A 20765-nucleotide genomic window follows, 5' to 3' on the forward strand; every position below is an offset into this window, starting at 1 on the left:
ATCCTGTTGGCGGATTTCACTCACGCTTAGATTTTTTAGAATAAAAAATCTAAGGGGAAAGGATTTATAATATTAAAAATTATTTATTCCAATTACCCGCTGTAAGCGTATAACATCTAAGGTGTGCTTTTGAAAAAAATATGATTAATCTTGTTATAAGGACCGGGAATATCAAGCACTTTTTCGGTCTTTTTAATAGAATTTATTATTGCTTTTTCATATGATTTAGTTTCAAAAAGATAATGAATAAAAAGTGCATCAAAAATATCTCCTAAACCTGTACTATACATAGCTTTTTTGCCATTACTTTTATATTTTTTATTATTATAAAGTATGCCTTTCATGCCCAATTTTGTTAAATTACATTTTTTGAATCTGCACTCTTGTTCATTTCCGATTATAAATGCATTATTAAATATAGAGATAGCTTGTTTTAATATAAAAGGTCTTGGCCCTATATCGAGAAATATATGCTGATAATTTAATTTGTTTATTTTTTCTAAAGTTTTTAAAGATAATTCTGTAGTTATAATAGCTATATCAGCTTCTTTTTTTAATTCTTTAAAATTACAATCATTTATTGATCTTTCTATGGCAACTGGTATTTCGTTTTTGCTTATAAACAATGCTGTGTTTTTCTTCTTTTCCTCTAAATTTTTAAATGGTATAATACTTCTTAAATGCTTGCCTCTTCTATCATAACCTATAAAGGAATTGAATTTCACATTATGTCCTAATTTATATAATGTATATGCAATATTAAAACCCGACCCTCCTGGCATTTCGAATATTTTAACTTCATGTACTTTTTCTCCGAATATATACATATCATAAAATAAAGCTCCATATATATCTATTTTCATTCTATCCCTCCATAGAAAAATAAAATATGTTATAATTGTCTTGAGGTGATTATATGACAAGATATGATTTCTTTGCAAAATATTATGATAAGTTGCTTGAACCATTAGAAAAGAATACCATTGATAAATTCAGGCGAAGGTTTGTTCCGTTAATAAATGGGTATACTCTGGATCTTGCAGTTGGAACTGGTAATAATATAAAATATTATCCAGAAGGCTCTCATGTTGTACTTATAGATAAAAGCGAAAAGATGCTGGAAATAGCAAAGGAAAAAGCAAAAAAAAGAAAAGATTTAACTTTAGACTTTGTAAAGTCTGGTGTTGAAAACCTTCCGTTTGATGATAACACATTTGATACGGTATTATCAATAGATGTTTTTTGTTCTGTAAAAAATCCATATAAATCTATGGGAAGAGTGAAAAAAATTTTAAAAACCGGTGGAATGGGAATATTTGTAGAACATGGGTTAACAGGTAATATCTTAAAAGATTTTTTGCTTTATTTAACAAATATATTAACTTACCCAATTGTCGGTTCTTCAATGATTAGAAAACCACTTGAATATATTCAATATGCTAAATTTAATCTTTTAGAATACGGACATTTAAAAAATTCATTTTATTATTTTATTATAAGAAAGGAGTAAAATATGAAATACGAAATTGTTTATTTTGATCTAGATCATACTATATTGGATTTTGAAAAATCAGAGAAAATAGCTTTATTTAATACGTTAAAGCATTTCTCCATTGAACCGCGTGAAGAATACCTGGAAATTTACAAACCTATTAATGAAAAATGGTGGAAATTATTTTCTGAAAAGAAATATCCTAAAGAAATTATTGTTATTGAAAGATTTAAAGAATTTTTCCATAATATAGGTTATAATTCAACTATAGAATTCAAAAAAGCCTCAGAAATTTATTTAGATAACTTATCAAATTTAGGATTCTTTTTACCAGGAGCAAAAGATTTGTTAGAAGAATTAAAAAGTTTCAATCAACGAATGGCTGCAATAACCAATGGTGTTGAAAAGGTACAGAAGGGTAGAAGCAAAGCATTAAATTTAGAAAAATATTTTGAATTTATATTAACTTCGGAAAAAGTTGGAAAGCCAAAACCTGATCCATTGATTTTTTATGAGGCTGAAAAATTATCAGGCGTTTCGATAAAAAGTTCAGTATATATTGGAGATAATCCTGATTCTGATTATATTGGAGCTAAAAATGCTGGTATGGATTTTATTCTTTATGATCCTCACAACAATCATTCTGAACTAAACTGTAAAAAGGTTTCTAATTACATAGAATTGTTAAAATTACTAACATAAATCAAGAGGAGCTAAGCTCCTCTTGATTTATGTTAGTTTTATTTTTTTGAATAAATAAATAATTGTTATTAAATTTGATTCTATTATATTTAATTAAAAAAGAGCGGCTTTGCCACTCTTTTTTATGTTAAACTTTAAATTGTTTTATTAAACTCTCTAATTCTTCACTTAATTTTGATAATTCTTTAGCCGCTATTGATACTTTAACAAAATCCTTTTTTTGTTCGGATATTTCATCTTTAAAATTAGTTACATCTTCAGAAACACTTAAAACAGCCTTGTTTGCTGTATCAACTGCAGCTGCTATTTCTTCTGTTGAAGCCGTCTGTTCTTCTGCTGATGCTGCAGTATTATCGATCATCATAGAAATTTGCTCAATTTTTCCTGTGATACTTTCAAATTGATTAGCAATTTCAAATACCATTTCATTTGTTTCTGTTATGCTTTTGACAACATTTTCTGTTTCAAGATCAACTTCCTTTGCACTTTCTTGAATTTTACCTAATATTATGGCAATTTCTTCTGTTGCTTTTTTAGATTCTTCAGCTAATTTTCTTATTTCATCAGCAACAACAGCAAAACCTTTTCCAGCTTCTCCAGCTCTTGCGGCTTCAATAGCAGCATTTAATGCCAATAAATTTGTTTGTTCGGTTATTGAATTAATCGTTTCAACAATTTCTTGAATATTTGCTGTTTCATTTGCTAAAGATTTTACTGTTTTGGCATTTTCCTTTGCTTTTTCATTTACATTATTTATCTTTTCTTTTACCTCTTCTATATTTTTAGTTCCATTTTTAGCTAATCCTAATACTTCAGAGGAACTTTCCATGACTTCTTGTGTGGATTTTGAAACACTTTGAGCTGCAGCTGCTATTTCCTCTACTCCAGCAGTTGTTTCTTCTAATGAAGAAGAAGCATCTTGTATTTTGGAATTAATTTCGTCTATTTCTAAATAAATGCTTTCATTTAATTTTACATTTTTCTCTATAGAACTGGATACATCATCTGATGTTTCAATCAATAATTCTGATGATTTTTTCACCTTTTCTACTAATAATCTTAAAGAAGAAATAGTTTTATTCATTATATTTGCTAAATCTCCTAATTCATTAGAAGATTTAAGATCTACAGAAACGTTTAAATCTCCTTCTCCAACTTTTTTCATATCATCAGACATTATTAAAATAGGTTTTACAACAACATTGTTTACAAACATTATACCTATTACAAATGCTGCTATTATTATAATCCCAAATACTATTATATAAATGTATGTTTGCTTCCATACCTGATTTTGAATTACCGATTTTGGTATTGCATCGTAAACTGTCCAACCTAATTCAGGTATTTTATAATAAAAAGCGAGTTTAGTAATATCATTATAAGTATATTCTACTATACCATTTTGGTCAGTTGCATTGGTGAAAAATTCCATTGAGCTAACGTCTACTCCCCATTTGTCAGAATCTTCATGAATTAAAGTAATCCCTTTTTCATTGACTATATATGGAGTTTCTTCTTCAAACAATTGATCTCCCAAAAATGAATCTACTAAATTCTTAATAGATAAATCTATACCTAAGACCCCTATTATTTCTCCGGAATTATTTTTTATTGTTTTAGATACTGTTATTAATATATCCCCGCTCGATGCATCTGCATATGGTTCAGAAACAACAACTTCTCCAGGTTTATTCATTGCTGCTTTATACCATGGTCTTTGTGTTGGATCATAACCTGCCGGTAATTCAGCATCGGGTTTCACCAACATTGTTTTATCTTTTAATCCTATATATACCGCACTAAAATTATTGTATTTTTTTACAATATTATCAAAATTCTTCAACATCCACGTTTTTTCTTCATGTTTATTATCATATGAACCTTTTACATTAGCATCATCAGACAACATATTAGCCATATCAAAAATAGGTTTAAAGTAGGTTTTTAAAACTTCTGCTCGATTTTTTGTAGTAGATTTCAAATGCCCTGTGATATTATTGTAAGTTTTGTTATAATTTTGATATGTACTTATAACGGTAAATATAAGCATAGGAAGCAACGATATCAAAATTATTATCCATATCATTTGTGTTTTTAAACTTCTCATAAAAATACCCCCTTTTTTTTATAATAAAATTATACCATATATTTTATTCTTTTGCAAAAATATATTTACTTTAAATTCAAACTTTTATATATTTTTGCTATAAGATGCTATATACAGATTTCTCATCCACTTAATATCTTCTTCAGATAGAGTATGACCTTTTCCCATCAATTCAACATGATATGCTATATTAGCGCTTTTTTCAATTATTTCAGCAGCAATTAAAGCTTCTTTTAAATTTCTGCCAATTGAAACAATTCCGTGATTTGCAAGTAAAATTCCATATACACCTAATTTGAATTTTCGAACAGCTTCAATTGCCAAATCCAGAGTTCCAGGAAGTTTGTAATCTGCTACTGGAATTTCTCCACCTATTATTTGCGCCTGGTCTTCAATATAACATGGAACAGTTTTACGAAGTGCTGAATATATTGAAGCATATAAACTATGAGTATGTACTACGGCTTTTATTTCAGGGAAATTTTTGTATATTTCTATATGTAAGGCTTTTTCACTTGATGGTTTTAATCCTTCTATATGCTTTTCCGTTTCAAAATCTAAAACAGATATATCCTCTTCTTTAAGGATATCGTATGGGACACCAGATGGTGTGATAAATATTTTATTATCTACTTTTACACTCAAATTTCCCCATGTTCCTTTTATAAGTCCTTTTTTTTCTAAATAGTCAATTGCTCTTATTATTTCATTTTTCAAAATATCACCTACTTTTTGTTATTATAAGCTTTTACAGCTTCGGCTAATATGTGTGTTGCAAATTTTAATTTTTCACTATCCAATACATAAGCTATTCTGATTTCTTGGGTTCCGGAGCCTTCCGTAGCATAAAAGCCTGATAATGGTGCTACCATTACTGTTGTATTATCAATGCTGAAATCTGTAAGCATCCATTTAACGAATTTTTCGCTATTATTTATTGGTAGTTTTACAGATACATAAAATGCTCCTTTGGGTTTTTCAAATATAGCTCCGTCTATTTTTAATAATTCATTATAAACAGACAATCTTCTTTTATCATATTCTTTATATACTTTTTCTATATATGATTTATCCATTTCAAGTAATCCAATTGTTCCAAGTTGTGCAATCATAGGAGGGCATAGTCTCGATTGAGCCATTTTTATTACCTGATTGTATAAATCTTTATTTTTTGTTGCAAAAACGCCAACTCTTGCTCCACATGCGCTGTATCTTTTTGAAATGCTATCTACAACTATTGTTCTATCATATTCTCCGAATGCCATTGTAGAAATGTGTTTTGTTCCATCAAATGTAAATTCTCTATATACTTCATCTGAAATGATATATAAATCATATTTTTTGGCGAAATCCACAATTCTTTTTAACTCTTCTTCAGAATATACAGCGCCAGTTGGATTTGAAGGATTTGAAAAAATTATAGCTTTAGTTTTTGATGATACAACTTTTTCAAACTCTTCAGTTGAAGGCACAGCATAGCCTGTTTCAGGCAAAGCTCTAACGGGTACCAACTTTACGTTTATCATTTCAGCAAAACCTCTATAGTTTGCATAAAAAGGTTCAATTACAATAACTTCATCACCAGGATCAGCAATGGCAGCTAATGCAAATATAATAGCTTCACTTCCTCCATTTGTTACTATAATATCTTCAGGAGAAAAAGGAATATTGTTTTCATTATAATATTTTGAAAAAGCTTCTCTTAATTCATATAATCCAGCTGAATGTGTATAGGCAACAATTTCTGGTTTGTGTTTTTCAATATAGTTAAAAAAAGCTTTTGGTGTTTCTAAATCTGGTTGTCCTATATTGAGATGTAATACTTTTTTCCCTGATTTTTTTGCTGCTTCAGCATAAGGAATTAATTTTCTGATAGGTGATGCTTGCATATTTAGAATTCTTTTTGAAAAATCCATTTTGTTCCCTCCTGTGAAATAATTTTCCTGATATTTAATTTTATCATAAATGGTAGGATTTTTTTCATATTTTTTTGTAATAATAATATGTGATAATATTTAAGATTTAGATTTTTTATGAATAAAAAATAGATTTTTTGGACGAGCTATATAAATAAGGAGTGAAAGAATGGATTTAGAATATTTAAAAAAATATGGTAAAATTATTGGAGTGGATGAAGCAGGAAGAGGACCGCTGGCAGGTCCGGTGGTGGTTGGTGCAATATTAGTTGAAAATGAAGATCAATTGAATTTGCTGAATAAAATTTCAAATGATTCTAAAAAAATGTCTGAAAAGAAAAGAGAAGAAGCGTTTAAAATAATTATAGATAATTTCAAATATTCTATAAAATTAGCCACTCCAGAGGAGATAGACTTATATAATATATTTTCTGCGACCACTCTTGGTATTAAAAGAGTTCTAAAAGATTTCGAATTATATGATAAGCATATTATTATAGATGGGAAAAATTTTAAGCTTGATATAAAAAATTATGAATGTATAGTGAAAGGGGATTTAAAATCAAAAATAATAGGTGCAGCATCTATTTTAGCGAAGGTTTATAGAGATAGATTAATGTTTGAATTAGATAAAGAGTTTCCTGAATATAATTTTCAAAAGCATAAGGGATATCCAACAAAAGAACATATTGAAAAGATAAAAAAGTATGGTATAAAAGATTTTTATAGAATTACATTTAAGCCAATAAGAAATTTGTTAATAGATAATGAAATATCTTTTGATAAAAATGAATTTAATTATATGAGATTAATGAAAATAGGAATATTGTGAAAGGGGATAGTATGAAAGATAATAAATTAGCAAAAGATTATTTTGAAAAATTACTTGAAATTATGGAAACATTGAGATCTGAGGATGGGTGTCCATGGGATAGAAAACAAACTCATGAAAGTTTAAAACCTTATGTAATAGAGGAAGCATATGAATTGATTCATGCAATTGATAGTAATGATAAAAAACATTTTATAGAAGAATTAGGAGATGTTTTATTGCAGGTTGTTTTTCATTCTCAAATAGCAAAGGAAAATGGAAATTTTGATATAAGTGACGTTTTAAATAATTTAAATGAAAAATTAGTTAGAAGACATCCACATGTTTTTGAAAATACTGGGGAATATTCGTATGAACAATGGGAAAAATTAAAAGCAAAAGAAAAGGGAAAGAAAAACTTTTCAAAGATAGGTGAATATAATCCAGGGATGCCACCTTTGATGAATTTAAGAAGATTAATAGAAAATTCGTTAGCTGTAAAATTTGATCCTTTTGAAAAACAGGATATTTTTAAGTTAATAAAAGAAGATTTAAATAATCTGGAAAATGAAATAAGTAATGAAAAATATCATATTCAATTTTTAACCCATTTGATATATTTTTATGTTAAAAATAATTTGAATATAGATTCATTACTTTTTATGGCATCAAAAGAATTTATACAAAATTATAAAAATAAGGGAAATAGGGAGGAGAAAAAATGAAAAAAAATATTTTGTTTTTTCTAATTTTAGTATCAGCTTTTATATCTTTTGGTATTGTAAAATATAAGGAACTTAATGCTCAAACTATATCGATAATTAACACAGAAAATATTGATTATAATTATTTTCAATCTCAAGCAAAAACTGTTGAAATTTTAAGAAATTTAAATAATATAAACAATAATTTTTATAAAATTTTAGTTGGAACAACAGAAGGGAATATGGTTATTCAAAAATATGAAAAATCGATACTGGATAAATTAGCTGGAGAAATCTTATTTATTCAATTTACAGAGAAAGTTAAAGGGTTAAATTTAAATAAAGATCAGCTTTTTAATGATGTAAAAAATCAAATAAATGAAATTTTTTTATCATCAAACTTATCTGAAAATGATATATTGTTATATTTAATATCAAAGGGTTTTGAAAACAAAGAGCAATATATATATAATATTTATCATAAGAAACTTTATCAGAAAGCTATTTCGGAAATATATAAATATTTGTTAAGTAATGTAGATGTTTCAGAAAAAGAAATAGAAACAGAATATTCTAAAAATAAAAATAGATATTATACTCCACAATCTGCAGATTTAAAACTTGTGTTTTTTAAAACGTCAGATGATGCATCCTTAGCGTATCAAAAAATAATTGATGGATATTATATGTTTGATGATATTTATAATAAAAAAATATCTTCAAATGAAGCAACAGAAATTAAAATAGATATTGAAAATAATAACAATGATTTAGTAAATACCATAAGGACTTCATTTCCAGGAGCTATTTTGAAGCCGATGAAATACAATGAAAATTATTTTTCATTAATAAAAATAGAAAAAAAATATCCTAAAAAACAAATGACTCTTGAAGAAGCAAAACAAAAAATTATTGAAAATATTAAAGATGAAAAGGCAAAGCAATTGTTTAATAAATTAATAACCACAGAATTTGAGAAATTTAAAAATAATTCTGAAATTATTATAAACTCTAAATTTTTTAAAGGAGATGAAAAAAGTGGTAACTAAAGAAGATGTTATGAATGCTTTGAAAAATGTATATGATATGGAGATTGGTTTTGATGTTGTTTCTTTAGGGCTTATTTATGATGTTAATATAGATGAAGAAAATAATGTACATGTATTAATGACATTAACCACACCAATGTGTCCATTGGCAGGATTTATTACAGAAGATGCAAAAAATAAGGTTGGATCTATTGAAGGAGTTAAGAGCGTTAATGTTGAGTTAACTTTTGATCCTCCATGGGATCCATCAAAGGCATCTGATGAAGTTAGAACTATTCTGGGAATATGACATTAAGAGAGTTTATAAAAAAGTACAAAAATATATTTATTGAAAAGGGGATTAATAATCCCCTCTTTTTTGTTGCTAAAATAATTTCAAAAATTGAAAATATAAATATATCAAGTATTTTGATTGAAAAAGATTTTGTTATTTCTAGAGAATTACTGGAAAAAATAAGTAAAATAATATTTGAAGATTATCCAATAGAATATATTACCAATAATGTAATTTTTTATGGATATGATTTTTATGTTGATGAGAGAGTTTTAATACCAAGGATTGAAACTGAAGATTTGGTTAAAATTGCGATAAATATAATAAAAAAAAATAATTACAAATATATTCTTGATATTGGAACTGGAAGTGGGATAATCCCTATCGTTTTGAAGAAGGAATTACCTCATATAGAAATTTATGCATGTGATATATCTGAAGATGCTTTAAACGTAGCGAAAATAAATGCTAAAAAACATAATACTAATATCATTTTTATTAAAAGTAATATTTTTGAAAGTGTGGAATATGATATAATTAATAAGGTGGATTTTATAATATCAAATCCACCTTATGTTGAAAGTGAGTTTTATTACCAAAATAAAGCTTTACATTTTGAGCCGAAAATAGCTTTAGAAGCTGGTAATGACGGCCAGGATTTTTTTTATAAGTTACTAATTTATCCGAATATTCTAAAATCAAAACATTTTTTATTTGAAACTACCGAATTTAATATTGATAAAACAAAATTATTATTATCTAAATTTGGAAAAGTTAAAGTTTACACGGATTCTTTTGAGATAAATAGATTTATTGAAAAATTACCATAGAGGGATTAGAAATGTCTTTTGAAAATTCTAATTTATATCCAGAATTTTCAAATACATATATATAATATAAAACTCCCCGTAAAGGGGAGTTTTATATTATAATTGTTCTAACACATTTACACATCTAGGACATGCATCTGGATATTTTTCGTTTTTACCAACTTCTGGATGTATTTTCCAACATCTCTCACATTTTTTTCCTTCTGCCTTTACAACTTTTACTTTTGAATATTCCCCTTCAAATCCTTCATCAACAGTTCCTAATTCAAATTGAGATGTAATAAATAAATCAGCTATAAAATATGGGTCATATTCATTTAAGATTTCCTTTAATTCAGAGGATTTTGGTTCAACTATTATTTTAGCATCTAAGGGATGACCGATAAATTTTTCTCTTCTTTTTTCTTCTAAAGCTTTTGTAACGTCTTCTCTTAACTGGAATATTTTGTTCCATTTTTCTTCAAGTTTTTTGTCTATATAATTCATATTTACTTCAGGCCATTTTTCAAGTTGTACAGTTTCATATTTTTTTGTTGGTAAATAAGAGTATATTTCTTCGGTTGTAAATGCAAGCAATGGAACCATCAATTTTGTCAATACAACTAATGCTTCATACATAACTGTTTGTGCGGATCTTCTTAATTTTGATTTTGGCAATTCTGTATATATTCTATCTTTTATAATGTCAAGATAAATTGAACTCATCTCAACTGTACAGAATTTATTAATCAAATGATGTACCCTGAAGAATTCATAATTTTCATAAGCTTCTGTAACTTTTTCAATAAGTTGGTGAATCTTCATCATAGCCCATTTATCAAGTTCTTCCATTTTTTCATATGGAACAGAATCGCTTTGTGGATCAAAATCCGATGTATTTCCTAATAAGAATCTTATAGTATTTCTATATTTTCTATATACTTCGGTTTGTTGTTTTAATATATCAAATGATACCCTTATATCTCCTCTATAATCACTTGAAGCAACCCATAATCTTAATATATCAGCGCCATATTTTTCAATTACGTCAAATGGGCTTATTACATTTCCTAATGATTTAGACATTTTCCTTCCATCTTTATCTTTAATAAATCCATGTGTTAATACTGTTTCATATGGTGCTATTCCGTTTTTAGCAACAGATAAAAATAAGGAACTCTGGAACCAACCTCTGTGTTGATCTGTGCCTTCTAAATATAAATCTACAGGATATTTATTTAAATCCTTTCGTACATTAACAACAGCATCCCACGAGGAACCTGAATCTATCCATACATCCAGAATATCTTCTTCTTTTTTAAAGTGAGTTCCACCACATTTTTTACATTTATAACCTTCTGGCAAAAAGTCTTTGACATCTCTTTCATACCAAGCATTTGTACCCTCTTTTTCAACTATTTCAATAACTTTATCCATAACAATAGGATCTATATAGGTTTCACCACAATCCTCACAGTATAATGCAGGGATAGGAATTCCCCAGGCTCTTTGCCTTGAGATACACCAATCTGGTCTGTCCTGTACCATTGCTGTTATTCTATTTTCACCCCAGTCAGGAATCCATTTGACTTTTTTAATTTCATCTAAAGCTTTTTCTCTCAAATTATTTTTATCAACAGAAATAAACCATTGCTCTGTTGCCCTAAATATAACTGGATTTTTACATCTCCAGCAATGAGGATAAGAATGCCTTATGTCTGTTTGAGCTATTAGATGTCCGGATTCCCTTAAATCATTTATTATAATTTTATTTGCTTTCCATATATGTAATCCTTTATATTTTCCTGCTTCATCTGTAAATATTCCTTCGTGATTTACAGGAGACAATACAGGTAATTTATATTTTAACCCAGTTTGATAGTCTTCTGCACCATGACCTGGGGCAGTATGAACACAACCAGTACCATCTTCAAGTGTTACGTAATCAGCTAATACTATTAGTGATTCTCTATTCATGAATGGATGTTTCGCTTTTTTGTATTCTAAATCTTTTCCTTTAAATTCCTCTAAGATTTCATAATCTTTAACACCTGCAATATTCAGTAGATTTTCCATAAGACCTTTTGCTAAAATCCATTTTTCATTTCCTACCTGTACTTTTACATAATCAAAATCTGGATGCAATGCTATTGCTACATTTGCAGGCAATGTCCATGGAGTTGTTGTCCATATAACAACATATGTATTTGGTTCATCTTCTAACTCGAATTTAACATATATAGAGTGTGATGTGTGATCATGATATTCTATTTCAGCTTCAGCTAATGCTGTTTCACAACTCGGGCACCAATATATAGGTTTTTTATTTCTAAAAACATTACCGTCTTCTACCATTTTTTTGAGGATTTCCAAAACTTTTGCTTCATATTCAGGTTTTAATGTAACATAAGGGTTTTCCCAATCTCCTCTTATACCAAGTCTTTTAAATTCTTCCTTTTGTATATTTACAAAATTTAAAGCATAATCTTCACATAATTTCCTTATTTCAAGTTTTGACATTGTTTTTGCTTTTTCACCTAAATCGGTTGTAACTTTATGTTCTATTGGCAATCCATGTGTATCCCATCCTGGAACATATGGTGCATTATATCCTTTCATAGTTTTATACTTTATTATAATATCTTTTAAAACCTTATTTAAAGCGTGCCCAATATGAATATGGCCATTCGCATATGGAGGACCATCATGCAAAATATATGTAGGAGCATTTTCTCTTTCTTTTCTAATATAGTGTTCAAGATTCATTTTTTCCCATTTTTTAAGTGTTTCCGGTTCTTTTGTTTTTAAATTCGCTTTCATTTTAAAACTCGTTTTTGGCAAATTTAATGTATCTTTATAATCCAATGTAAAGCACCTCCACTATAATTGTAAAAGTCTATTTATTGTGTCTTTGAATTCTGTTAAATCCAATGATTTTACCACATAAGCATCTGCGGCCCACGATGCCATATCGCTTTTATAATGACTATATGCTGTCATTAATACTATTTTTTTATCGGGATACTTTTTTCTTATTTCTGCAGCTAATTCTAATCCATTCATTTCAGGCATTTCTATATCAAGTGAAATAATGTCAAAATTCTGATCTTTGGATAATATTTCCAATGCTTTTTTAGCACAATTGGCATCGGTTACTTCATAACCCATATCCTCTAGTTCTTCCTTTAAAAGTAGCCTAATATTATCTTCATCATCGACAATCAATATTCTTGCCATATATAACCCCTCCCAAAATTTAATTTAACGGTAATTCAAAACGGAAAATGGTTGATTGTTCATCTGATTTTACTAAATAAAGTTTACCTTTATGTTCTTCTTCTATTATTTTTTTACAAATAGGTAATCCCAAGCCTGTTCCCTGTACTTTGGTTGTAAAAAAAGGTGAAAAAATTTTATTTTGCTCATCTTGTGGAATTGGAGAACCATTGTTTTCAATTTGAAAAAAAACAAAATCATTTTCTATACCGGTTTTAATATGTATATAATTTTTTTCATTTGTAGCTTCAATAGCATTTTTAATTAAATTTATTAATACCTGTTTAATTCGGCTTCTATCACATTTTACCTCTATTTTATCAAACATTTTTTCAAATTGCAACTCTAAATTTTTTTGGTAAAAAAAATCTTGATACATAATCAATATATCATCTATCATTTTATTTATATTTACTATTTCAAATGTAGGTATTTTACTTCCTCTGCTAAATTCTAAAATTTCTGAAACAATACTTTCTAAATGCGATAATTCGTCCATAATAATTTGTGAATATTGTTTTATTTTTTCAGGTTGGTCCAATTTTTTCATCATTCTGTTGACAAAACCGCCTATTATAGTAAGTGGATTTTTTATTTCGTGAGCAACACGTGCAGTCATTTCACCTATTGCAGCTAATTTTTCCCTTCTTGCAATTTCTTTTTCCATTTTATAATTTTCAGTTACATCATCAAATGTAACAATGACCCCTTCTATTACATCAAGATCTCTATTCCATAATGGAGCTAATTGAATGTCAAACACTCTTTCGTTATTACCGTGATTAATAATATATTTTGGCATTTTCATCTCTTCACGTGTAAAAAATACACTTTCAATAGAATTTATAACATCTACGCCAAGTTTTTCTTTTAATATTTCAGTGCTTTCTCCAACGATTTGTTCTCTAGTTTTGTCAAAAAATAATTCTGCTTTTTTATTCCACTCTAATATTTTTCCTTTTCTATCTATTACTATAACTGCAAGGGCTAGATTTTGCAAAATGTTTTCATTAAACCTTCTATAAAAATCTATTAAGTTTTTTTGTTCTTCAAGAGATTTTGTTTTCTCTTTTAATTCACCATAATTTTCAATAGTTTCAATAGATAAACCTATGCTATCCTGAAATAATCTCAATATTTCGATATCGACTGCTGTTATTTCTTTTCCTGTAAATTTATTATCAGCAATAACTATTCCTTTGGTTTCCCATTTTCCTGTGATGGGAATTATTACAAATTCTTCATATTTTATAATTTCATGTAAATATCGTAATTCGTCATTTTTTAGTTTTATCATTTGAGGAACAACATGTATTATGTGTTTTTTTGTAACGGCTCTCTCCAGAATAGTCTGACCTTTATAAACTATAAGTTTATTTTTAACAGTTTGTGTCAGTTTGTTATTAGAAGGTAATTGTATAGCTTCTTCTCTTAAATACTGAACAATATCTCCATATTTCAAAGCTCTTTTATTAGCTTCTTTCCATATTGCATTAACATCCTCATCATCAGATGGACCAACCCATATTTTCGGAACCAGAACACCTTTTAATCTATCTCTTTCCAAATATAACGCTCTGTTAAATTTCAATCCTCTAACGCTTGTAAGCCCCATTAACATTATTTTAATTGCATTATTTTTATCAAATGTGGATCTAACTGCCTGACTTATTTTATGCAATGAATTCAATTTATCAAGGTGTTCTCTCTGTACTTTAATTAAATTTTCGTGATTTTTTTTCAAAGTAATTAATTTTTCTATTTCATCCTTTAATTTATCATACAAATATATTCTACTGAGAGCCAATCCAAGTCTTCTGGTAATATTTCTTAATGATGATAAATCAAAGGTATCAAAATGTTTATACGGTCTAAACCCAAATCCTTCTTCTCTATTATAAACGCTAATTACACCATAATCTATATTATCTATTATTATTGGAGCATATAATGCGGATAACACTTCTGTTTTTAAAGGAATGTCAAAATTTTCAAATCTACTTTTTCCCACAACCAGAAATGGATTTCTGTTTTTTTTGCATAACCCCTCAAGTGAATGAACATCATCCAATATATTTTTTGTTATGTCATCATCAGAAAAACCCGAAAATTCTTTTAAAATTAATTTGTTTCCTTCAGTTTTCCAGAATAATACTCCTTGTGCATGTAACATATTTTTTATTGTATCTAAAATTTTTTTTACCAATTTGTTTTCATCTAATATGTTTTCAAATAGATCTGTAATTTTTTCGATATATTCTAATCTATTTCTAGTCTCTTCTAGAACAAGGAATTCCATGGTTAATTTCAGAATAATACCATAACTTTCTGCTTCATCATAGAATTTCTTTATTTCATTTTCATTTAATTCTTTTGATACAGCAAATACACCTATTAAAGAGTTATTCAAAACAATGGGAATTAGATATAAGCTTTCTATATTTAGACATTGCAATTCTTCAAATTTTTCTATTGTAATTGTAGCAATTTTTTTGTTAAGTAAGTTTTCATATAATCCTTTATTATCTGAAAAATAAATTTTAAATTTTTCAACAACGTCACAATTTTTTGAAACTCCAAATAATTTGATTAAATTCCTTGGAGGTTCATGAATAAATATATAAATATCTGTTTTAAATTTTTGAGATAAAGTTTTTGCTGTATCATTCAATACGGCTTTTAATAAATTTGAAGGATTTTCATTTGAAAAATTTTTTAATAATTCATTTATCATTTAATCACTCTCCAAATATTACATTATTTAAGTATTTTAAATAAATCTTTTATCATATTCTCAACATGTGTTCCTCTCCAATATACTTTTTTGCAATGTTTGCAGTATTTAAAATTATTTATGGTTGAATATACATAATCTGGAATAAATTCTCTGTAGTTTTCTTTTTCCACTTGAATAAGTTTAGAATTACAAATTATACATCTTGAAAACATTTTTGAAATATTTATTTTTAGCTTTAATTTCATTACTAAAAATCTTAATTGTGATTTCCAATTATCAGATTTTATGAATAAGATATTATATTTATTGTATAATGATTCATAAAATTTCGTGCTTTTAGTTAAAACTATATAATTACTATTTTTGAAAACTATTTTTTCCAGTTCATCATATGTAATATTATTATAATATGTTGTATTAAATCCTAAAATTCTCAGTTTTTTAGCCAGTTTTCCCAATGGCATATCAAGAATAAAAATTTGTTTCATAATACTATTATACTATAAAAATCTAAAATTTTTAACAATAATACTAATAAATTAAAATTATTTTGATATAATTAAGTGTATTTTATTTGAAGGAGGTTAGTAGGTTGAAAATCGAAATGATTAAAGAATTTTTACTTATTACAATTGGCACGTTTATTAATGCAATAGGGTGGACTTTGTTTTTAATACCCTGGAAAATTGTTGGTGGGGGTTTAAGTGGAGTCGGTACTATGATATATTATATTACAGGTATCCCGGTTGGTATTAGTTATTTATTAATGAATATTGTTTTGCTTTATATTGCAATGAAAATTATTGGTAAATCATTTGGATTTAAAACAATATATGGAATTTTAAGTTCATCACTATTTATTACAATTTTACAAAATTATTTCCATTCTCCAATTATATACGATCAATTTTTATCTACAGTAATTGGTGGAATATTATTGGGTAGTGGAGTAGGTATAGTATTTCTTGCTGGTGGAACCACAGGTGGAACAGAAATAATAGTTATGATTATTAACAAGTTTAGAAATATCAGCCCTGGAAGAACTATGTTTTTATTTGATATAATAATTATTGGAAGCTCTATTTTTATTTTTGGTTCTTTTGAAAAAATTATTTATGGTTATGTAACGATGGCAATAGCAGGTTATGCTACTGACCTTGTGTTAGAAGGAAAAAAGTCTTCTGTTCAATTGTTTATTTTTTCAGAATTTTATGGCTATATAGCAGATGAAATCACAGAAACTCTTGGAAGAGGAGTTACCGTAATCCAAGGAACGGGTTGGTATACAAAAGAAAATAAGAATATTATATTGACAATAATAAAAAGAAAAGAATTACCTATAGTATTAAAAATTATAAAAAAATATGATAAAAATGCATTTATTTCAATGTCTTCTGCTGCAGGTGTTTTTGGTCAAGGATTTGAACAATTAAGGATATAAGACTTTTTGTTAAAATGTCATAATTTTTTATATAATAAAAATTATAGTATAATAGAGGAGGAAGAAATATGTATGATTTTGTTGTTATAAAATACAGTGAAATAGGTACCAAAGGGAAAAATAGAAAGATATTTGAAAGTAAATTAATGAACAATATTGTTCTTCAGTTAAATCATAGTGTAAAAGTGAAAAAAATTTATGGCAGAATTATAGTATTCCCAAAAGATAATATAAAAATAGACAAAAAAATGCTTTATTCTTTAAAAAAGGTATTCGGAATTAAATCCATTTCGCCTGCTATTGAGGTCGAAAAGGACTATAATGATATCAAAAATAAAATTATATGGTTATTAAAAGAGAATCATGTGGAAAGTGGAACGTTTAAAATAGATGCAAGACGAACCGATAAGTCTTTCCCTATTAGAAGTTTTGATTTAAATAAAAAATTAGGAGAAGATATACTTAATGAGTTTAATAAGCTAACAGTTGATGTTCATAAACCTGAATATTTAATTAAAGTTGAAATAAGACAGGAACTTTCGTTTGTATATTTTGAAAATATCGAATGTTTTGCCGGATATCCAGTTGGTGCAGGTGGAAAAGCAAGTATTATGTTATCTGGTGGAATTGATAGTCCCGTTGCTGCGTGGACTATGATGAAGAGAGGATTAAAATTAAATGCTATATCATTTTATAGTCCACCAAGTAATGGGGAAAAAACAATTTTTAAATTATTAGAGTTAAGTAAAAAATTAAGTGAATTCTATCCATTTAATTTTTATCATTATATAATACCGTTTACTGAAGTACAAATGGCTATAAAAAAATTGAAAAAAGATAGTTATTCTTTGATAATGCAAAGAAGATCTATGTTGAGAATAGCTTCAAAACTTGCATGGCATACGGGAAGTACTGCATTGATTACAGGTGAAAATTTAGGTCAGGTAGCATCTCAAACACTTGAAAATATGATTACTATATCTGAAGCTACAGATATGCTGATTTTGAGACCTCTAATAGGATATGAAAAACTTGATATTGTTAGAAAGTCTAAAGAAATAGGCACTTATGATATTTCAATTCTTCCTTATAAAGATAGTTGTGTTGCGTTTTTACCTAAGAGTCCTGCAACCAAATCATTTGTGGATAAAATAAAGTTAATGGAAAATAAAATTGAAGATATAAAAACTTTAGAGTTGAATGCATTAAATAATAGTCTTGTTTATATTATAAAAAATGGTAGTATTATTGATAATTATGTTTTTTCAGAAAAAGAGGGATTAAATAATGAGTAAATTTGTATTATTATTAAAACAGATAATATTAACCATATGGTTTTATATAGGTTTTTTTGGATATGTTGTTATATATGGATCATTAGTCTTATTAATTTCGAAAATAGTTAAAATAATATCAGGTGAAAAAAAAGCTGATGTTTTTTTAAGAAAGGTAGTTTCGAAATTTGGTGAGAGGTCCTTTAAATTAATGGGAATAAATGTTATTGTAAAAAGTGATTATGATTTAAACAAGTTAGAAGATGAATCTTATATTATTGTGGCCAATCATCAAAGTTTACTTGATATACCTTTGATTATTGGCTATGTGCATCCAGTAGGATTTATTGCAAAAAAAGAACTGGAGAAAGCACCTATAATTTCATCTTATATAAAAGCTTTAGGATCAGTTTTTATTGATAGGAAAAATCCATCTCAAGCTGCAAAAGCACTTAGAGAATTAAAGAAAAAATTGAATAATGGAAATAAATTAGCGCTTTTTCCGGAAGGTACACGAACCTTAGATGGAAAAGTCAAACCATTTAAAAAAGGATCTTTAATGATACCATATCGATATGGAATTAAAATTATTCCAGTATCTATTGATGGGACATATCAAATAATAAAAAAAGGAGATTATTTTTTAAAACCACATGATGTAAAAATTAGAATTTTTGAGCCAATTAATCCAAAGAATTTTGAAAATGAAGAGTCTTTAAGAGATTATATATATCAATTACTATCAAAAGAAGTAAATTAAATTATTTTTTCTGTTTAAAGGAAGTGGTTTTATGTTTAAAAAAGTTGATGTTATAACCATAGGATTGGATAAGGTTTCAAATTCTCCGGTTGTATTTTTAAGAATAGAACATACGCACATAGGTATTCCTATCTGGATCGGAGCCTGTGAAGCGACTTATTTGGCATTGGCTATAAACAATCAGGAAACTCCAAGGCCGTTAACACATGATCTTCTGTTAAATATTTTAGAAAAAGAAAATTATTTTTTTAAAAAAATTGAAATAACTGATATGAAAAATGATATCTATTATTCAACAATTTATTTAGAAAAAGATGAAGATATTATTAGTTTTGATTCAAGACCATCTGATGCTATAATTTTAGCTGTAAAAAATCAAATTCCAATATATGTAAGAGATAAAGTTGTTATGGATAATGGTATAGATCTTTCTTTTATACCAATTGATGATCAATATAATGAAGATTCTGAAATCAAAAGAAAAGAATTCAAAGATTTTCTTGAAAATTTTGATATTGATACAATAAAGAAACATTTTTTCGATGAAGGGAATGAAGATAATGAAAATAAATGATTTTAAGGAATTTTTTGATAGAAAGTCAAAACGGTTTTTTATATTTTTAGATATAGACGATATAATAAAAAAACCTCTTGAATATTCTTTTTTTTCTGGTGGGAAAAGATTACGTCCATGGATAATTTACAATATTGGTCGATATTATAATGTGGATGAAGAAAAACTTCTAAAAATAGGTTTTATAATTGAAATTATTCATACAGCTTCATTAATCCATGATGATTTACCTGCAATAGATAATAGCGAATATCGTCGCGGAAATAAAACAAATCATAAAAAATTCAGCGAGTGGCAAGCTATTTTGACAGGAGATCTTGGATTTATTTTACCATTTAAATTATTTTCTGATTTTGATATTAATGAGTCTTATTTATTAAATAGTTTTTTTGCAGAAGTACTGCTAAATCTTATTGAAGGTGAAGCATTAGATGTAGCCTTTGAGAAAAAGTTGCTTAATCCTTCAAAAGATGATATAAAAAAAATGTATGTAAAAAAAACTTCTTCTTTATTTGAATTTTCTTTTGCGTGTATTCCTCTGATACTCAATAAAAAAGATGATTTTAAGTTATTAAAAATTGCTGGAGAAAATTTTGGGGTATCTTTTCAAATATATGATGATATAAAAGATAAATTTGGAAGTTTTGAAGAAATTGGCAAGGATTTGAATAATGATATAAATAAAATTACCTTTTTAAATATTTTTTCTGTTATGGAGGCAAAAAAATATGCTGATAATTTGTTTAAAGAAACATTGTCTATTCTTTCAGAATTAAAATTTTTTAAATTCGTCGAATATTTAGAAGAAATAAAATCCATTATTGAAAGGAAATAGA

General features: G+C 27.0%; 20 protein-coding genes. 12 read left to right on the top strand and 8 right to left on the bottom strand.

The window, feature by feature from the left end; all coding sequences use genetic code 11:
- Positions 1–116: 116 nt before the first annotated feature.
- Positions 117–863, bottom strand: coding sequence for a hypothetical protein (locus X275_RS01545; protein ID WP_047267218.1), 747 nt, complete (start codon positions 861–863; stop codon positions 117–119).
- A gap of 53 nt (positions 864–916) precedes the next feature.
- On the opposite strand from X275_RS01545, the gene X275_RS01550 reads away from it, so the two are divergent.
- Positions 917–1510 carry a class I SAM-dependent methyltransferase gene (locus tag X275_RS01550; RefSeq protein ID WP_047267219.1) on the top strand — a complete coding sequence of 198 codons (594 nt, stop codon included), beginning with the start codon at positions 917–919 and terminating at the stop codon, positions 1508–1510.
- A gap of 3 nt (positions 1511–1513) precedes the next feature.
- Positions 1514–2194, top strand: a complete 681-nt coding sequence (locus X275_RS01555) for a YjjG family noncanonical pyrimidine nucleotidase (protein WP_047267220.1) — start codon at positions 1514–1516, stop codon at positions 2192–2194.
- 127 nt (positions 2195–2321) lie between these two features.
- Here X275_RS01555 and X275_RS01560 read toward each other — a convergent pair whose 3' ends face one another.
- From X275_RS01560 to X275_RS01570, 3 genes are all read right to left on the bottom strand, one after another.
- The gene (locus tag X275_RS01560; RefSeq protein ID WP_052913505.1) at positions 2322–4304 is read right to left on the bottom strand and encodes a methyl-accepting chemotaxis protein; all 1983 of its coding nucleotides are present in this window, start codon (positions 4302–4304) and stop codon (positions 2322–2324) included.
- A gap of 84 nt (positions 4305–4388) precedes the next feature.
- Complete coding sequence (locus tag X275_RS01565; protein ID WP_197072572.1) at positions 4389–5021, bottom strand: class II aldolase/adducin family protein; 633 nt, start codon at positions 5019–5021, stop codon at positions 4389–4391.
- 8 nt (positions 5022–5029) lie between these two features.
- Positions 5030–6220 carry a pyridoxal phosphate-dependent aminotransferase gene (locus X275_RS01570; protein ID WP_047267223.1) on the bottom strand — a complete coding sequence of 397 codons (1191 nt, stop codon included), beginning with the start codon at positions 6218–6220 and terminating at the stop codon, positions 5030–5032.
- Between the two features lie 169 nt (positions 6221–6389).
- Between X275_RS01570 and X275_RS01575 the strand changes: the two genes are divergently transcribed.
- From X275_RS01575 to X275_RS01595, 5 genes are read left to right on the top strand one after another with little or no spacing between them, the layout of a single operon-like run.
- Entirely contained in the window at positions 6390–7052 is a 663-nt protein-coding gene (locus tag X275_RS01575; RefSeq protein ID WP_047267224.1) for a ribonuclease HII, read from the top strand.
- A gap of 11 nt (positions 7053–7063) precedes the next feature.
- On the top strand, positions 7064–7756 hold the full coding sequence (locus tag X275_RS01580) for a MazG family protein (protein ID WP_052913507.1): 693 nt from the start codon (positions 7064–7066) through the stop codon (positions 7754–7756).
- Positions 7753–8784, top strand: coding sequence for a peptidylprolyl isomerase (locus tag X275_RS01585; protein ID WP_047267225.1), 1032 nt, complete (start codon positions 7753–7755; stop codon positions 8782–8784). Before X275_RS01580 ends, X275_RS01585 begins: the two co-directional genes overlap by 4 nt.
- Positions 8765–9073 carry a metal-sulfur cluster assembly factor gene (locus X275_RS01590; RefSeq protein WP_047267226.1) on the top strand — a complete coding sequence of 103 codons (309 nt, stop codon included), beginning with the start codon at positions 8765–8767 and terminating at the stop codon, positions 9071–9073. The genes X275_RS01585 and X275_RS01590 overlap by 20 nt, the downstream gene beginning before the upstream one ends.
- Positions 9070–9888, top strand: coding sequence for a N5-glutamine methyltransferase family protein (locus X275_RS01595; RefSeq protein WP_052913509.1), 819 nt, complete (start codon positions 9070–9072; stop codon positions 9886–9888). The genes X275_RS01590 and X275_RS01595 overlap by 4 nt, the downstream gene beginning before the upstream one ends.
- 96 nt (positions 9889–9984) lie before the next feature.
- Here X275_RS01595 and ileS read toward each other — a convergent pair whose 3' ends face one another.
- Genes ileS through X275_RS01615 form a run of 4 tightly spaced genes read right to left on the bottom strand, consistent with a single transcriptional unit; the run spans position 9985 to position 16368 of the window.
- Complete coding sequence (ileS, locus tag X275_RS01600; RefSeq protein ID WP_047267227.1) at positions 9985–12732, bottom strand: isoleucine--tRNA ligase; 2748 nt, start codon at positions 12730–12732, stop codon at positions 9985–9987.
- A gap of 15 nt (positions 12733–12747) precedes the next feature.
- Positions 12748–13104, bottom strand: a complete 357-nt coding sequence (locus tag X275_RS01605) for a response regulator (RefSeq protein ID WP_047266390.1) — start codon at positions 13102–13104, stop codon at positions 12748–12750.
- A 19-nt stretch (positions 13105–13123) separates the two neighbouring features.
- Positions 13124–15877, bottom strand: coding sequence for an ATP-binding protein (locus X275_RS01610; RefSeq protein ID WP_052913511.1), 2754 nt, complete (start codon positions 15875–15877; stop codon positions 13124–13126).
- Between the two features lie 23 nt (positions 15878–15900).
- Positions 15901–16368, bottom strand: a complete 468-nt coding sequence (locus X275_RS01615; protein ID WP_047267228.1) for a Mut7-C RNAse domain-containing protein — start codon at positions 16366–16368, stop codon at positions 15901–15903.
- A gap of 104 nt (positions 16369–16472) precedes the next feature.
- On the opposite strand from X275_RS01615, the gene X275_RS01620 reads away from it, so the two are divergent.
- The 5 genes from X275_RS01620 to X275_RS01640 all read left to right on the top strand — a co-directional run bounded on the left by X275_RS01620 (position 16473) and on the right by X275_RS01640 (position 20764).
- Positions 16473–17321 carry a YitT family protein gene (locus X275_RS01620; RefSeq protein WP_084825072.1) on the top strand — a complete coding sequence of 283 codons (849 nt, stop codon included), beginning with the start codon at positions 16473–16475 and terminating at the stop codon, positions 17319–17321.
- A 68-nt stretch (positions 17322–17389) separates the two neighbouring features.
- Positions 17390–18616: a tRNA uracil 4-sulfurtransferase ThiI gene (gene thiI, locus X275_RS01625; RefSeq protein WP_047267229.1), complete on the top strand. Its 1227-nt coding sequence runs from the start codon at positions 17390–17392 to the stop codon at positions 18614–18616.
- Positions 18609–19355, top strand: a complete 747-nt coding sequence (locus X275_RS01630; RefSeq protein WP_047267230.1) for a lysophospholipid acyltransferase family protein — start codon at positions 18609–18611, stop codon at positions 19353–19355. Before thiI ends, X275_RS01630 begins: the two co-directional genes overlap by 8 nt.
- Positions 19356–19386: 31 nt before the next feature.
- A complete protein-coding gene (locus X275_RS01635) occupies positions 19387–19929 on the top strand; it encodes a bifunctional nuclease family protein (protein WP_047267231.1) in 543 nt (180 codons plus the stop codon).
- Positions 19907–20764: a polyprenyl synthetase family protein gene (locus X275_RS01640; protein WP_197072573.1), complete on the top strand. Its 858-nt coding sequence runs from the start codon at positions 19907–19909 to the stop codon at positions 20762–20764. Before X275_RS01635 ends, X275_RS01640 begins: the two co-directional genes overlap by 23 nt.
- Position 20765: the final 1 nt, after the last annotated feature.

The organism is Marinitoga sp. 1197 (genome assembly GCF_001021165.1).
Classification (GTDB): Bacteria; Thermotogota; Thermotogae; order Petrotogales; family Petrotogaceae; genus Marinitoga.